This is a genomic window from Modestobacter excelsi (genome assembly GCF_005930495.1).
Taxonomy (GTDB): Bacteria; Actinomycetota; Actinomycetes; order Mycobacteriales; family Geodermatophilaceae; genus Modestobacter; species Modestobacter excelsi.
The window spans coordinates 1-14285 of the sequence record NZ_SJEX01000071.1; the positions used below are offsets into that span (position 1 = coordinate 1).

Sequence of the window (14285 nt, forward strand, 5' to 3'; positions counted from 1 at the left end):
GGGCGGAGGCGGGGGCGGCGAGCGCGGTGGTCATCGCCTGGTGCAACGGTCTCCGGCGCTGGGTCCTTCCTGGTCAGGCGGCGCGTCGGCGCACCACGTCCCGGTGAGCCATGAGCGCCCAGACGACGTGCTGCAGGTCCATCCGCTCACCGTCGGAGGGCAGGGCGGCGGGCAGGCGATCGGGGTCCGGCACGAGGTCGTCGAGCGGGCGGTCGGCGGCGGTCCCGCGGAACCGCGGCGTGGTGACCCTGCCCTCGTCGTCGGGCTCCCACAGCCGCCGGCCCCAGGCGTCCACGGCGACCAACCGACCGCCGGGGCGGCTGAGCCGGACGTCCTCGTCGTGGACCAGCCCGTGGTGGACGTCGCAGAGGAGCACCATGTTCGACACGTCGGTGCGTCCGCCGGCCAGCCAGGAGCGCAGGTGGTGGGCGTGCAGCCGCTCGACCCGGTTCTCCTCGCAGCCCGGTACCGCGCAGCCACCGTCGCGCATCAGCAGCGCCCGCCGTTGTGCCCGGGTGGCGTAGCGGCGGGCCCGGCCCTGGGCCAGCACCTGAGCTCCGTCGGTGACGATGGCCGTCACCGCGGCGTCGCAGGCCAGCCTGCGGGCCTGGGCCGGGGACAGCGCGGGCCCGCCCTCCAGCGCCGCCCGGCCGGCGGCCTCGTCGTCGGCGAGCACGGCCACGTCCACGACGACCACCACCTCCCGCCGCGGCGGGTCCCCGGCCCGACGGTCGGCCTCAGCGGCCGCGGAGGCCAGCTGGGTGAGTGCCCGGCACCGGCGTTCCGTGGTGACGGTCACCGGGACGACCTCGTCCGTGTCCGCTGCCGGCTCGCCGACGTCACCGGCCGACCGCTTCCGGGCCGCGCGATCACGGCGGGCGTCCCGCTCGGCCAGTGACTCGATGCCGGCGAGGAACTCCGCGCCCGCCTCGGGCTCCATCCGGAGCTGGATCGAGATCATGCCGTCCTCCTCGGTCCACCAGGAGAACCGGCGGCGGTCGCGGACCCGGCCGGCGTCGACGTCGTCGGCCCGCCGCCACGCCCGGACCGTGCGCTCGACCTGCGACGCCGTCGCGTGCCGGGCGAACTCGACGAGTTCTCCCTCGGTGCCGGGCTCGGCGACCCGGGTGAGAGCACGGACCTTGGAGTAGGACAGCTCGCCGGACGCGAATGCCGCCGCGGTCACCGGCAGCCCCCGCAGCGCCCGCGCCACCCGGACGTGCTGCCGGGCAGTGCCCGGGGTCAGAGCGCACTTCCAGGCCAGCCAGTGGGCGCACGAGGTGATGCCGACGCCGTGCCATCCCCCACGCTCGTCGAACTCGGCCACCAGCCGCAGCCAGGCGGACGTGGCGGCGGCCAGCTGCACGGCACCGGCGCAGATCCGGTCGCCGAGCTCGTCCAGCGGCTCGACGCCGCCGGGCTCGTCAGCGGAAGGGAGCAGGGACTCCGTCGTCTCGATCACGTGTTCGAACCTAGCGTCAGGCTCCGACAGAACCGGCTGGTCAGCGGGGTGCGACGGTTCCGCGGAACCGTCCGGAACCGTACGGTCGGTCCGCGGGCTGGACGACCGGACGAACTGCGGAGGAGCCCCGGCTTCCGCACCGAGATCGTCATGCTGCGGCCGCCGGATGGAAGCACCCGGCTGGAGCTGTCGAGCCTCGCCCGGCCCGACCCCGGACCGGGATCGCCCGTCGCGATGACGGCTACGGCCTGGTCGGCGGCATCGGTCAGTACGAGGACGTCTGGCGCATGGCCTACGTGCGCGGACCCGAGGGGATCATCGTGTCCCTGGCCGAGCGGATCGGCTGAGCGTCCGAGCTGCAGGTGTACGTCACCACGGTGTGCTCACGGCCTCACGTCGGCGTCCTCGGCCGCGGGGCGCTGGACCCGGTCGGACGGCACGACGGCTGGTTCCCCGTCGTCGTCACCGGCGTCGTCGAGATCGGTGTCGTGCTCGACGCGATTCTCGTGGCTCCCGGCTTTTGCCAGGCCGCGGGCGAGCACGTAGCCAAAGGTCAGGAAGGTGATGTAACGGAGAGCTGAGTCGGTCCCGAAGGGGTCGCTGCCCCCTCGGCCGTCCTCGTCGACGGCGAGCGCGGTGATGATGACGGCGAGAACGGCGCCGGCGTAGGCGATGAACTCGGTCGTCCTCAGCGAGGACTTCGTCTCGGTGCTCGAGCGGTGGTGCACCACTCCTGCGGACTGGGCCTTGGTGTCGTCGCGGTTCGCATTGCGGTTCGCGTTCTGGCCGCCGCCGGGTTTGTTGCGCTTCTTCCGGCGCTGGTTGCGCGACATGGGTGCCACGGCCCCTTCTGCCGACCGGTGGAGGTCAGTTCCGCTGCTCGTCGTAGAAGTCCCGGCTACCCGACTTGGCCAGACCGCGGGCCACCATGTAGCCGATGGTGAGGTACGTGATGTAGCGGAGGGCTTCGGAGGCGCCGAACGGGTCGCCGCCGCCGTCGCCGTTCCCGACGACGAAGGCAGTGATCACCACGGCCGCCACTGCGGCGATGTAGACGTACAGCTCGGTGGTCTTCGTCGACTCCTTCGTCTCGGTGCTGAGACGACGGTCGCGTGTGCTGCGCTGGGCGGTGTTCGCCACGGGGTCCTCCTGGAGGTGCGTCTGATGGGCCCGCCGCAGGGTGCACACGGTGGCAGCCGGGACACGAGAGCGCTCTTGCATCGGGCTGCTCGGATGACTGAGAGCTGGTGGGCGACGTGCTCGTCGCTGGTCCGGGAGCACACGGACCGAGAGGTCCGCACTGCTGGGACTCTCCGGCAGTCATTCCTACGGCACCCGCAGTCGGCCCGCCACTCGGCTGGGCAGGAGACCTCGGCCAGCCCGGATCGTGCACGTGTGGTCCGGATGTGCTCCATGGGCCTGGTCGGTGCGTCAGCCGCCGAGGTCGACCACCGTGGAGGAGCAGAGCCACAGGTCGATGTGCATGCCCTCACTGATCACACCTATGACGACCTCGGAACCGGTTCTAGCGCTTGCCCAGGCCCGGCCACGCCGGCGGGCTCGCGGGCGTGCCCAGGACGGGATAGTCGGGCCAGCTGAAGAACGGCGCCTGGTGCCCGACGATCCAGCGCAGCAGGCCCGGGTTCTCGGCGAACAGGTAGTCCCACCCCTGGACGAGTCTCACCAGCAGCTCGTCCGGGGTGAGGGCCATGTCCTTCAGGTCCGGGCCGATCCCGGCGAACGTCACCATCTGCAGGGGAGCGTCGTGGGCCGCCAGGATCTGGTCGTTCTCCTCGCTCATGCGGCGGTGGAGGTCGGCATCGCGGAGCTTGCCGACCGGCCGCGTGTGCAGGACCGGGACCGCGTCCAGGATGCCCAGGTCCTCGTAGTCGAGGAGCTTGGCCCAGACCGGTTCGAGGCCCCACCCCCAGCCGAACGTCGACAGGTCCAGGGTGTGGAGCAACTGCTCCAGCACCGGACGGCTGAAGCCCGGGACCATGATCTCCACGAAGCTCACGCGGCGCGCGAAGAAGTTCCGGTTCCGCATGATGATGTAGTGCCCGTAGTGGGAGTTCTCCTGCAGCGACGGCGTGAAGAGCTTGAACTGCAGCGCGGCCGCTGCCTCGAACATCGCGCTGATCGTGTCCTGGTTCGTCAGGATGTCGTCGTCAGGGAGCCAGATGTTGTCGTAGTCGCGCCAGCCGTCCCACTCGTTGAGCAGGGTGCGCAGCCCCGTCCACTTCGGCCCGGGGATCACCTCCCCGACGGTGCAGTCCACCCCCGTCTGCGGCGGGATCTCCTGGAAGGGGCACAGATAGAGGTCCCAGCCGCGCGGCTTGCCCTCATCGATCCATGCCCGGTGGAGGGAATTGCGGCCGACGCGTGCGATGACCAGGTCGCGAGCCAATGCCGGACTCCTCTCGAACGCTGAGCTGTCCGCACCGTCCCACCCCGCGGTGACGCAGGCAAGGCGAGGGCGGAGGAAGGGGTCCCAGGCGGCGGCGCGGTCACCCGAGCCCAGCGGGCGCCCCCGGGGTGTAGTCGCCGTAGGCGAACTCCCCCACGGCGTCGCCGGGCACCGCTGCCGAGACCCGGGTCGTGACGGCACGGATCTCCTCGACCGGCACCTTGGGCCGTCGGGACGCCGTCACCAGCCCGTTGCGCTCCTGTTGGGTGTCAGCGAGCTGGGTCCAGCAGAAGCCGGCCACCGCCGGGCTGTCCAGCAGCGCACCGACCAGCTCGCGGTACCCGGCGAGCAGTAGGGCCGGGTCGCGCACGGCGCCGTACCCGCCCCATCCGGCGGCCTCCGCGCCGCCGACGTCGAGCGAGATGCCACCGAACTCGCTGATCACCACCGGGGCGTCGGCGACCGTGGCGCCCGGCAGCACGACCGCCCGGTAGTACGGCTGGATGTGGCTCAGCGTGTGCGCCAGCGCGGCGTGGTCGCCGTACCGCTCCGTGAGCACGGCCCCCGAGGCGGTGTAGTCGTGCACGGTGAGCACGTCGGTGACCGGCTGCTCCCAGCCGTCGTTGCCGATCACCAGCCGGGTCGGGTCGTAGGACTTCGTGAGGTGGTACAGGGCTCGGACCAGGTGCTCCTGCTGGGGCGCCCGCTCCAGGGCCGGGACCCCCCAGCTCTCGTTGACCGGCACCCAGGCGATCACGCACGGGTGGCTGCGGTCCCGGTCGACCACGTCCAGCCACTCCCGGGTCAGCCGTTCGACGGTCGCGGTGGAGAACTCGAAGGCGGCCGGCATCTCCGCCCAGACCAGCACCCCCAGCCGGTCGCACCAGGCCAGGAAGCGCGGGTCCTCGACCTTCTGGTGCAGCCGGACGCCGTTGAAGCCGAGGTCCTTCACCAGCTGCACCTCCCGGCGCAGCGCGTCGCCGTCCGGCGCGGCCAGGTGGGACTCCGGCCAGAAGTTCTGCGCGAGCACCAGCCGCAGGTAGTACGGCCGGCCGTTGAGCAGCACGCGGCCCTGCGATGCGGAGATGCTCCGCAGTGCCGTGTAGCTCCCCACCTCGTCGTGAACGGCGTTGTCCTCGCCGAGCAGCGTCAGGGTGGCCTCGATCAGGTTCGGTGACTCGGGCGCCCACAGCATCTCCGAGTGGCCCAGGCTCATGTCCCCGCCGCCCAGCGTGATCCGGCGGTGCACCTCCGCGCCGTGCACCCGGTAGGTGTCGTCGGCGAGCACCCGGCCGTGCTGGCGCAGCACGACCCGCAGCCGCAGCCCCGGGATCCCCTCCGAGCGCACCCTGACCGCCAGGTCGAGGCTGCAGCTGTCGACGTCCGACGTCCAGGTCAGCGCCCGCACCCGGGTCTCGGGCACCTGCTCCAGCCACACCGGTTGCCAGATTCCCGAGGTGCGGTCGTACCAGATGGCGTGTGGCTCCCGCTGCCAGTCCTGCTTGCCCCGGGGCTGGCGCAGGTCCGTCGGGGAGTCCTCGGCGCGGACGACGACGACCTGCTCCCCGGACTCGTCCAGGGCGGAGGTGACGTCGGCGGTGAACGGGGTCGAGCCGCCCTCGTGGTACGCCACCGCGCGGCCGTTGACCCACACATGGGCCCGGTAGTCAACGGCGCCCAGGTGCAGCAGCACCCGGTGCCCGGGCCGTGCCGTCACCTGCACCTCGCGGCGGTACCACACGACGGGGTGGAAGCCGGTGTCCCCGATGCCGCTGGCCGGCGACTCGAAGGGGAACGGGACCTGGATCTCCCGGTCGAAGACGTCGGCCCGCCGCGACCAGTGGTCGGTGATGCCGACCGAGCCGTCGTCGAAGGCGAACCCCCACGGTCCGGAGAGGTCGTCCCACTCCGGGCGGGTCAGCTGGGGGCGCGGGTGCTCGACGGTGCTCGGGTGCATGCGAGCGGCCCTACCCTCGTGACGCCCGCTTGGAGCGTGCCGGTGCGAGATCGTGGGGTGGGTGGCCGGACACCGAGGACAGGACCCGGCTGGGTCAGTCGGCCAGCTCCACGACGACCGGGGCGTGGTCGCTGGCGCCCTTGCCCTTGCCCTTGCGCTCCTCGCGGTCGATCCGGGCGTCGGCGACACGGCGGGCGAGCGCGGGGGAGCAGAGCTGGAAGTCGATCCGCATGCCCTCGCGGCGGGGAAGCGCAGCTGGGTGTAGTCCCAGTACGTATCCGAGGGTGTCCCTGAGCAGCGCGGACGTCCTGAGACGTGGTCTGACCTGCAGGTATACATTCCAGTCAATCAGTGCCGATTGCGTCCGATCACGGGCTCGTGTGCCCCAAACGTGCCCCGAAGGACGGGTAGAGCACGTTGGCGTCGTAGATGACCATGAAAGCCAGTCGGCCAGGTCCGGGTTTCGGAGCCGGGCGGAGGACACCACCGCCCTGCGCGCAGCGGCGCCGTTGGACTGCATGTTGTCGCAGGAGAGCACGGTGAACGGCGGCGTCCCGGCGGCGGGAGAGCGCCTCGACCAGGTAGCCGAAGAGCGTGGCCGGCTCGCCCGGGTCCTCCAGGTCGGTGGCCAGGTGCTCGTCGTCGCCGTCGAATTCGCCGGAGTGCGGGCCGATGCGGTAGCCGTTCCCGGTGATCGTCAGGGTCACCAGGCGGGTGGGCTCGTCGGTGAGCACGGCCAGCGCCGCCGACGGCTGGTCCGGCCGTACAGGTACCGCACCAGTGAGCCGATGACCCGGGTGGTGTTCCGCCTCGGGGCCGCGCTCGACCAGGAGGTAGCGGCCGCCCTGGGCGGTGAGCACCTCGCCGATCTGGCGGCTGTGCAGCCCGACGCCAACCCACGCCCCAGTCGGTGTACCCGCGCCGGGCGAGGTCATCGAAGTAGACGGCCTGGTGTGCGCGGTGGAACCCGCCCACGCCGACGTGGACGACGCCGGGTCGCAGCGCGGCGCGGTCATAGCCGGGTGTGGCGACCGCTGCCGGCAGAGCCGACAGGGTGCTGTCGTCCAGCGGTAGGGCGCGCCGGCCCTGGCGGGGTGGTCATGGTCGTCTCCCGACGCCGCCCAGCAGCCGGGTGGTTCCCCGACCAGGCATCCCGCCCCCGGCGGGGGGACGCGGCGAAACGTCTGCGGGTGACGCCGCGTGGGTGTCTCTCGTCAGCTGCTCGTCAGGACCTTGTCGGTGGCTCGGCGGATGACGTCGTAGCAGTCGCATGCGGCGGCGCGCAGGCGCTCGGGGTCGGTGATGGTGATGCTGCCGCGGGTGTAGGTGATGGCGCCGTCGTCGGCCAGGGCCTGGGCGACCTCGCCCACGGAGGTGCGGCGGACGGCCAGCATCTGGGCGAGGAAGTGCTGGGTGAGGTCGAAGGTCGGTGCGTCCATGCGATCTGCGGTCATCAGCAGCCAGCGGGCGGCGCGTTGGCGCACGGTGTGGACCCGGTTGCAGGCAGCGTTGCGGGACACCACCGTGAACAGCGCCTGGGCCGAGCGGCGGAGCATCGCGGTCAGTGGGCCGTCGACGTCGGCGAGGTTGCTCCGGAAGTCCTCGACGCTCATGGCGAGCGCCTGGCCGGCGACCTGGACGAGGGATCGCTCGGTGGGGGCGTCGGTGCCGAGGAACACCGAGATTCCCACGATGCCCTCCCGCCCGACAGTGGCGGTTTCCACGACCTGGTTCTCACCCAGGACGGCGACGACGGACACGACACCGACGATCGGGAAGTAGACCGACTGCGCGGGCTGTCCCGCCTCGTGCAGGACGTCGCCGAGTTCGAGCGTCACCTGCGTCAGGTCGGGCAGGAGCGTGGTCAGGTCGTCGTCGGTCAGACCGTCGAGGACGGCGTTGCGACGGGCGGTGCTCAGAGCAGTTGCCACGGGTAGATCTCCGGTGTGTGCCTGGTGCTGCGACCGTCGCGGCGAAGAATAATTCCTCACCCACGGTCACGTGCTCGGGCGGAGACTCCCCGCTGAGGGGATGGCTGTACCTTCCTCCGCCGTGTCAAGCCGACGCAGGAGTCCGCCTGGACGACGCCCGTCGGCAGCCGGCGTGGGGAGCGAGGTTCCACCCTCCCCAATGTCGGGTACCGTGCACAGCGAGGGAGGGCTCAGGGTCAGCCGGCTCGGAGTGCTTCCCTTTCCTTCCCCTTCCTGGGGCGGACCGCCAACGGCCAGGACCTCAGAGTCAGGTCAGGTTGGAAGGGCCAGCGTCCGTGTCAGAACCCCGTGAAGGTCAGCGCCGGGAGGCGGCTGGGGCCGCGTTGGACGAGCTCGCCCTGTTGATATTGGATGGGCAGTCCACCCAAACGGTGTTGCAGAAGGTCGTGGACCTGGTTGCGCGGGTGATGCCGGGGGTCTGGGACGTCTCGATGACGGTGGTCCGCAATGACCAGCCGACCACGGCGGCGTGCACAGGCCAGCGAGCGCAGGCGCTGGATGAGACGCAGCACCGGCAGGGGCGTGGCCCCTGCGTCGAGGCCGCGATCGGCGGACACGTCATCGAGATCAGCGATGGCCGGACCGAGACCCGGTGGCCGGACTACATGCCGGCCTTCCTGAACGCCGGTGCGCTCAGCTTGCTGGCAGTTCCGGTGCCGGCCGCGCAGCTGTCGGCCGGGCTCAACGTCTACGTTTCCGAGGTCGAGGCCTTCAGCGAGGAGGACCGGCAGACGATCGCCCGGTTCGCCGACTTCGCCGCGGTCGCGCTCACCAACATCGACGCCCTTCAAGACGCCCGGGAACTGGCTGAGAACATGCGCAGCGCGATGGAGTTCCGGGCGGTCATCGAGCAGGCCAAGGGCATCCTGATCGAACGCCACAAACTCACCGCCGACCAGGCCTTCCGGTTGCTGGCTGAGGCCTCTCAGCGCGCCAACAGGAAGCTCCGCAATGTTGCTGAGGACTTGGTCCTCACCGGCGAACTCTGACGATCATGCCGATGACCAGGCCGGGGCCCGAGCCTGGCAACCGCGTGTCGTGCACACCCCCGAGCCGGCCAGCGCATCCGCCACTGTCAGCTGAAGGCAGCACTCCGATGGGAAAGCCGTGACCCAGTCCACCGATCGCCCCGATGACCTTCCCTACGACGTCCCAGGTGCTCCGCCATTGGATCTGTCCGCGGCGCTGGCCCAGATGTCGGGGCTGATGCTGTCCCGGGAGACCGTCGACACCGCTCTGGAGCTGGTCACCAGCCTGGCCTCCGCCACCACCGCCGGCACCCTGGGTGCTGCGGTCACCATCGTCGACGAACACGGCAAGCGTTCCAGGGCCGCCTCCAACCAGGCGGTGGAGGAGGCCGACGCGCTGCAGTACGAGCTCGACGAGGGACCGTGCCTGACCGCCTGGGCGACCCGTGAGCTGGTGCGCATCGACGACACCACCACCGACGGCCGGTGGCCACGCTGGAACACCGCCGTCCAGGCTCTCGGCGTGCGCTCGGTGCTCAGCGCGCCGCTGATCGTCGGCGGTGAGGCGATCGGGGCGATGAAGGTCTACTGCGAGCGCCCGATGAACTACGGGCCGCACGATGAACACATCATGGGGCTGCTCGCCGAGCAGGCGGCCATCCTGCTGTCCAACACCCAGAGCTTGCAGGAGGCTCGACGGCTGGGCCGGGAGCTGACCGGGGCACTGGCCAGCCGGGACACCATCGCCCAGGCGGTGGGCGTGCTGCTGGGGCGCGGGGCGGCCAGCGCGCACGAGGCCTTCGCGACGCTGGCCGCCGCGGCGCGGCAGACCAATCGGCCGGTCGAGGAGATCGCGCGCGCCCTGCTCACCACGGTCCTCGCGCGCTCGGCCGACTCCCAGCCGCGCTGAGACGGCCCGTGATGTCCACAGATGACCGGCATGTATCCATGGAGGCCGCCCGAATCGGGTCGGGCCTGACCGTTCAGCAGCTGTGGCTGCGCTACGTGGCCCTCGGCGGGACCAGCGATGCCTTCGACATCGACGGCTACCTGCAGGGCCTCCTGCCCCTGGACACCTTCCAGCAGGACGTGCTGGCCCAAACCGTCAACGAAGCGCTCGAGGAGTTCTCCCGCTCCCTGCGGGTGCCGCTCTCGGCGCCGAGTGACGACGGCGCGGTCGACAGCGCCCTGTACGCCGTCATCGACCGGCTGCTCGCCGTCAGGCCGAACGCCACCCGGCTGAGCGCACCGGACGCGGAAGTGACACCGCCCCGGGGCGAGGACCAGCCACCCGCTTCGCCGCCGCGATCACCGCCGAAGGCCAGCTGAGTCGACATCCACAACCCACGACCATCGCGGGCTCGCGGTGGCCGCTGAGTGCGCCCGCGACCCCTGACCCTTGTTCGCGACATGAGCCGCGAGGACTCCTTGAGGAGGTCTGTGATCCGCGAGGGAAGACGCGGCCGGACGTGTGCTCGGCAGCCGCACGTGGGGTGTGCACGGCCTGGGTTCAACGCCTGCCGACAAGGACGCACACCGCCCCGTCACCCCACGAGCGTGTTGAGGCGGCGGGGCCTGGGATCGGTTCGATGGACGGGCCGAGAGCCTGCAGCCGGAGGGCGTCGGTCAGGCCGGCATCCAGCGGAAAACCGGCCGCCAGCCCGCATCGGCCACGCCTTCCAGGCAGGAGGTTGGGCGCATGACCGGATCACTTCGGTGGTCGTGGGCCACCGACAGGTGACGGCTGACGACCCGAGCGTCTTCGTCACTGACCGCCTCGAACACCTCAAGGGTCGTCTGCTCGCAACCCAACCGGTAGCGAGGCACGGCAGGCAACTTACGGCGTAACCAGGTGGGCGCCTATGCCTTCCTCGATCACGGTCAGGGAACTCGAGCGGCTAAGCGACTCGCGGCGCGCCGATGATTCACCTGTGTCGCGCTGGCGCGCGAACAGCCTCGTCAGCGGGTCGCGGCCGTCTCGCTCCCAGCCGTGTCTCACGTCTGAGGAAGCAAGACGGCCGAAGTGTCGGAGTTCGACCCGGTGAGCCAGGCGCCGCAGATCACGGCCCCGACGATGGTCGTGCACTCCGACGAGTCTGCCTTCCCGGATGAGGCCAAGAAGTTCTACGAGGGCATCGCGGGTGAGAAGGAGCTCGTGTGGGGCTCTGGGAACCACTGGGACTACTACGACTCTCCGGCGCAGATCGACAACGCCGTGGCGAACGTGACCCGGTTCTTCCGCACCCACCTGGCCGCCTGACACCGCCGGCCGGCCTGGCCCATGACCGGCGCCGCGCCCGGGACGACCATCCCGGGCGCGGCGCACTCCACCGCCGGCGGGAGACCCGACCGTGAAGAACCCGCACCTGGAAGAGCTGGGCCAGTTCCTCAGGGCCCGACGGGCGGACGTGACGCCGGAGGCGCTAGGGCTGCCCTCCCGTGAAGCGGCCACCCGCCGCGTCGCTGGTCTTCGCCGCGAGGAGGTCGCCGACTGCGTGGCGATCAGCCACGACTACTACACCCGCATCGAACAGGGTCGGCTCGCGCCGTCCGAACCCGTTCTGCATGCCATCGCCGAGACCCTGCGCCTCGCACCGGACCAGCGGGAGTACGTCGAGAGCCTCGCCCAGCGAGCCGGACGACGGACCCTGCCGCAGCGACGCGCCAAGCCCGTCCGCCCCCAGCTGCAGCGGCTGCTGGACCAGCTGACCGAGACACCGGCGTTCATCGTGGGCAAGTACCTGGACATCCTTGCCTGGAACGGCCTGGCCGCCGCGCTCCTGGCCGACGTCGACAAGATGCCTGCGCGCGAGCGCAACTACGTGCGGATGGTGTTCACCAACCAGCGGGTCAAGGACCTCTACGACGACTGGGAGGCCATGGCCCGCACCGGCGTCGCGCAACTGCGCCGGCAGGCCGCCGACAACCCCACCGACCCCAAGCTCGCGGCGCTGGTCGGTGAGCTGTCCGTCGTCAGCCCGACTTCCTCCGACGGACCGTCCGCGTCGAGTGGCAGTTCACGAGCGGCAGCAAGGAGCGCTCGGAGCCCAAGACGCCCCGGTCCCGCAGGACGATCCCGGCTCCACAGGTCATCCTGGACGCGATTGCCGGGCATCTGGCGACCTACCCGGCTGGCGTCGACGGCTCGGTCTTCACCACGGGCGCGGGAACGCCCATAGGCCACATGTACTACGGGCACCAGCTCTTCCGGAGAGCGGTGGCATCGGCCGGTCTGCCGGCGGGAACGACCAGCCACGACCTGCGGCACCACTTCGCGTCACTGCTCTTGGCCGCCGGCGAGTCAGCGGTCGCGGTCGCCGAGCGCCTCGGACACGACGACGCCGCCCTCGTGCTGTCCACCTACGGCCATCTCATGCCGGACAGCGAGGACCGGACGCGGCGAGCGGTGGACGCCGCGTGGGGCGCAGCAAGGGCCGCGTGTGCCCCAGATGTGCCCCAGGGCAGCCGCTCGGGGCGCTAGTCGGCGAGCTCGACCACGACCGGTGCGTGGTCGCTGGCCCCCTTGCCCTTCCGCTCCTCGCGATCTATCAGCGCATTTGTCACCCGGCGGGCGAGCGCGGGGGAGCAGAGCTGGAAGTCGATCCGCATGCCCTCCCGGCGGGGGAACCGCAGCTGGGTGTAGTCCCAGTAGGTGTAGACCCCGGGCCCCGGCGTGTACGGCCGGACGACGTCGGTGAACCCGGCCTCGACCACCCCGCGGAACGCCGCCCGCTCCGGCTCGCTGACGTGCGTGGAGTGCGAGAACACCGAGATGTCCCAGACGTCGTCGTCCTGGGGGGCGATGTTCCAGTCGCCGACCAGCGCGACCTGCGCCTCGGCGTCCTGGCTCAGCCAGCCGCCGGCGGCGACCCGCAGCGCCTCGAGCCACTCGAGCTTGTACTGCAGGTGCGGGTCGGTGAGCGTGCGGCCGTTGGGCACGTAGAGGCTCCACACCCGCACGCCGCCGCAGGTGGCGCCGATCGCCCGGGCCTCGGGGGCGGGCTCCACGCCCTCCTTCGACGACCACGGGGGCATGCCGGGGAAGCCGACCTCGACGTCGGTCAGGCCCACCCGGGAGAGCAGCGCGACCCCGTTCCACTGCGAGTGGCCGACGTGCGCGACGTCGTAGCCCAGCGCCCGGAAGCGGTCCTCGGGGAACTGCTCGTCCTTGCACTTGGTCTCCTGCAGCGCCAGGACGTCGACGTCGCTGCGCTGCAGCCAGGCCTCCACCCGGTCGGCTCGGCTGCGGATGGAGTTGACGTTCCAGGTGGCCAGTCGCACGGGGACCCAGCCTAGGCGGGTCCCCTCACCGGGGCAGCGGGGTGAGGGCCTCGTCGGCGCGGGCCTGCAGCCGGGCGCGCATCCGGTCGCGGCTCTCCACGAACCTCGTCGCCTGGGCGTCCAGGCCGGCGAGGAACTGGGCCAGCTCCTCCCGGGCGCGCTCGCCCTCGGGGCCGAGGTCGGTCCGCTCGAAGACCTTCCACGCCCGGAGCACCGGCTGGATGACCTCGTCGTGGTGCAGCCGCAGGTCGTAGATGCCGGCCTTGGCGATGATCACCGAGTTCTTCCGGAAGCCGGCCATCGTGGCGCCGGGCATCTCGAACCGCATGACCTCGTCAGCGACGGCGCGCATCGTGGCGTCCGGCTCGATCTCGAACGCCGCCGAGACGATGTTCCGGTAGAAGACCATGTGCAGGTTCTCGTCCTTGGCGATCCGGGCGAGCAGCCGGTCCGCGATCGGGTCGCCGGTGGCCTTGCCGGTGTTGCGGTGGCTGACCCGGGTGGCAAGCTCCTGGAAGGACACGTAGGCGACCGCCTCCAGCGGGGTCTTGTCGCCGGAGTCGTAGCCGGAGGTCATGTAGTCCATCCGGGCCCGCTCCAGCTCGACCGGGTCGACCCCGCGGGTGACGACGAGGTAGTCGCGCAGCGCGACGCCGTGCCGGTTCTCCTCCGCCGTCCAGCGGCCGACCCAGGTGCCCCAGGCGCCGTCTCGGCCGAACCGGGTGGCGATCTCCCGGTGGTAGCTGGGCAGGTTGTCCTCGGTGAGCAGGTTGGTGAACATCGCCGCCTTGGCGGTCTCGTCCAGCCGGGACTGCTCCGGGGACCAGTCCTCCCCGCCCAGGAAGGCGAAGTCCCGCCCCTGCGACCACGGGACGTAGTCGTGCGGGTGCCACTCCTGGGCCAGCCCCAGGTGCCGGTCCAGGTTCTCGGCGACCACCGGCTCGAGCTCGGTGAGCAGGGCTGCTTCTCGCGGCGTCCGGGACACGGTGTGCCTCCTCTGGTGGGTGCTTCCGGCGGGGGGCCGACGGCGGTGGGCCCGGGGGGACCTCGACCGCGGCTGCCCGCAGTCTGCCGTTCCGGCGGCACCCCCTTGCCCGCCGGTACCCACGACGCCCCGGGGCACGCCTGTCCGGTGCCCTGGGTCACGACGGGCCAGGGTCGACCGGCCCGTGCGGGTGAGGTGTGCGCAGAGCCGCAGGCCCCGTGCCCGAACAGGTGC

At 71.3% G+C, this 14285-nt stretch carries 16 protein-coding genes and 1 pseudogene; 6 read left to right on the top strand and 11 right to left on the bottom strand.

What is annotated here, in order from left to right:
- Positions 1 to 73: 73 nt before the first annotated feature.
- The 8 genes and pseudogenes from FHL80_RS19310 to FHL80_RS19350 form a co-directional block, all read right to left on the bottom strand.
- Positions 74 to 1462 carry an HNH endonuclease signature motif containing protein gene (locus FHL80_RS19310; protein WP_138734988.1) on the bottom strand — a complete coding sequence of 463 codons (1389 nt, stop codon included), beginning with the start codon at positions 1460 to 1462 and terminating at the stop codon, positions 74 to 76.
- A 383-nt stretch (positions 1463 to 1845) separates the two neighbouring features.
- The gene (locus tag FHL80_RS25720) at positions 1846 to 2304 is read right to left on the bottom strand and encodes a hypothetical protein (protein WP_216870883.1); all 459 of its coding nucleotides are present in this window, start codon (positions 2302 to 2304) and stop codon (positions 1846 to 1848) included.
- 25 nt (positions 2305 to 2329) lie between these two features.
- Positions 2330 to 2602, bottom strand: coding sequence for a hypothetical protein (locus FHL80_RS19325; RefSeq protein ID WP_138734990.1), 273 nt, complete (start codon positions 2600 to 2602; stop codon positions 2330 to 2332).
- A 385-nt stretch (positions 2603 to 2987) separates the two neighbouring features.
- Positions 2988 to 3869: a hypothetical protein gene (locus tag FHL80_RS19330; RefSeq protein ID WP_138734991.1), complete on the bottom strand. Its 882-nt coding sequence runs from the start codon at positions 3867 to 3869 to the stop codon at positions 2988 to 2990.
- A gap of 100 nt (positions 3870 to 3969) precedes the next feature.
- Positions 3970 to 5826, bottom strand: a complete 1857-nt coding sequence (locus tag FHL80_RS19335; protein ID WP_138734992.1) for a glycoside hydrolase family 2 TIM barrel-domain containing protein — start codon at positions 5824 to 5826, stop codon at positions 3970 to 3972.
- 94 nt (positions 5827 to 5920) lie between these two features.
- Positions 5921 to 6058 (bottom strand): hypothetical protein, encoded by a 138-nt coding sequence (locus tag FHL80_RS19340; protein ID WP_246078805.1) that lies wholly within the window; start codon positions 6056 to 6058, stop codon positions 5921 to 5923.
- A 243-nt stretch (positions 6059 to 6301) separates the two neighbouring features.
- A pseudogene (locus FHL80_RS27235) lies at positions 6302 to 6346 on the bottom strand (hypothetical protein); the annotation flags it as partial.
- A 694-nt stretch (positions 6347 to 7040) separates the two neighbouring features.
- Positions 7041 to 7757, bottom strand: a complete 717-nt coding sequence (locus FHL80_RS19350; RefSeq protein WP_138734993.1) for a Crp/Fnr family transcriptional regulator — start codon at positions 7755 to 7757, stop codon at positions 7041 to 7043.
- A 383-nt stretch (positions 7758 to 8140) separates the two neighbouring features.
- Here FHL80_RS19350 and FHL80_RS19355 point away from each other — a divergent pair, with 383 nt between their 5' ends.
- The 3 genes from FHL80_RS19355 to FHL80_RS19365 all read left to right on the top strand — a co-directional run bounded on the left by FHL80_RS19355 (position 8141) and on the right by FHL80_RS19365 (position 10114).
- Positions 8141 to 8806 (top strand): GAF and ANTAR domain-containing protein, encoded by a 666-nt coding sequence (locus FHL80_RS19355; protein WP_246078806.1) that lies wholly within the window; start codon positions 8141 to 8143, stop codon positions 8804 to 8806.
- A 178-nt stretch (positions 8807 to 8984) separates the two neighbouring features.
- Positions 8985 to 9695 carry a GAF and ANTAR domain-containing protein gene (locus FHL80_RS19360; RefSeq protein WP_138734995.1) on the top strand — a complete coding sequence of 237 codons (711 nt, stop codon included), beginning with the start codon at positions 8985 to 8987 and terminating at the stop codon, positions 9693 to 9695.
- A 38-nt stretch (positions 9696 to 9733) separates the two neighbouring features.
- Complete coding sequence (locus FHL80_RS19365) at positions 9734 to 10114, top strand: hypothetical protein (protein WP_138734996.1); 381 nt, start codon at positions 9734 to 9736, stop codon at positions 10112 to 10114.
- A 297-nt stretch (positions 10115 to 10411) separates the two neighbouring features.
- On the opposite strand, the gene FHL80_RS19370 is transcribed toward FHL80_RS19365, so the two are convergent.
- On the bottom strand, positions 10412 to 10612 hold the full coding sequence (locus FHL80_RS19370; protein WP_138734997.1) for a hypothetical protein: 201 nt from the start codon (positions 10610 to 10612) through the stop codon (positions 10412 to 10414).
- Positions 10613 to 10808: 196 nt separating this feature from the next.
- Here FHL80_RS19370 and FHL80_RS19375 point away from each other — a divergent pair, with 196 nt between their 5' ends.
- The 3 genes from FHL80_RS19375 (at position 10809) to FHL80_RS26410 (ending at position 12266) form a co-directional block, all read left to right on the top strand.
- Positions 10809 to 11045 (top strand): alpha/beta hydrolase family protein, encoded by a 237-nt coding sequence (locus FHL80_RS19375; RefSeq protein WP_138734998.1) that lies wholly within the window; start codon positions 10809 to 10811, stop codon positions 11043 to 11045.
- 91 nt (positions 11046 to 11136) lie between these two features.
- Positions 11137 to 11964 carry an MmyB family transcriptional regulator gene (locus tag FHL80_RS26405; RefSeq protein ID WP_138734999.1) on the top strand — a complete coding sequence of 276 codons (828 nt, stop codon included), beginning with the start codon at positions 11137 to 11139 and terminating at the stop codon, positions 11962 to 11964.
- A complete protein-coding gene (locus FHL80_RS26410; RefSeq protein ID WP_342777345.1) occupies positions 11901 to 12266 on the top strand; it encodes a tyrosine-type recombinase/integrase in 366 nt (121 codons plus the stop codon). The genes FHL80_RS26405 and FHL80_RS26410 overlap by 64 nt, the downstream gene beginning before the upstream one ends.
- On the opposite strand, the gene FHL80_RS19385 is transcribed toward FHL80_RS26410, so the two are convergent.
- The gene (locus FHL80_RS19385; RefSeq protein WP_138735000.1) at positions 12263 to 13066 is read right to left on the bottom strand and encodes an exodeoxyribonuclease III; all 804 of its coding nucleotides are present in this window, start codon (positions 13064 to 13066) and stop codon (positions 12263 to 12265) included. The two genes, FHL80_RS26410 and FHL80_RS19385, sit on opposite strands and share 4 nt — an antisense overlap.
- 25 nt (positions 13067 to 13091) lie before the next feature.
- A complete protein-coding gene (locus FHL80_RS19390; RefSeq protein WP_138735001.1) occupies positions 13092 to 14051 on the bottom strand; it encodes an acyl-ACP desaturase in 960 nt (319 codons plus the stop codon).
- Between the last annotated feature and the right edge of the window lie 234 nt (positions 14052 to 14285).

Bases quoted from the DNA above. Each gene is read 5' to 3' on its own strand.
- FHL80_RS19335 (WP_138734992.1), bottom strand. From the start codon at position 5,826: ATGCACCCGAGCACCGTCGAGCACCCGCGCCCCCAGCTGACCCGCCCG.
- FHL80_RS19340 (WP_246078805.1), bottom strand. From the start codon at position 6,058: ATGCGGATCGACTTCCAGCTCTGCTCCCCCGCGCTCGCCCGCCGTGTC.
- FHL80_RS19365 (WP_138734996.1), top strand. From the start codon at position 9,734: ATGGAGGCCGCCCGAATCGGGTCGGGCCTGACCGTTCAGCAGCTGTGG.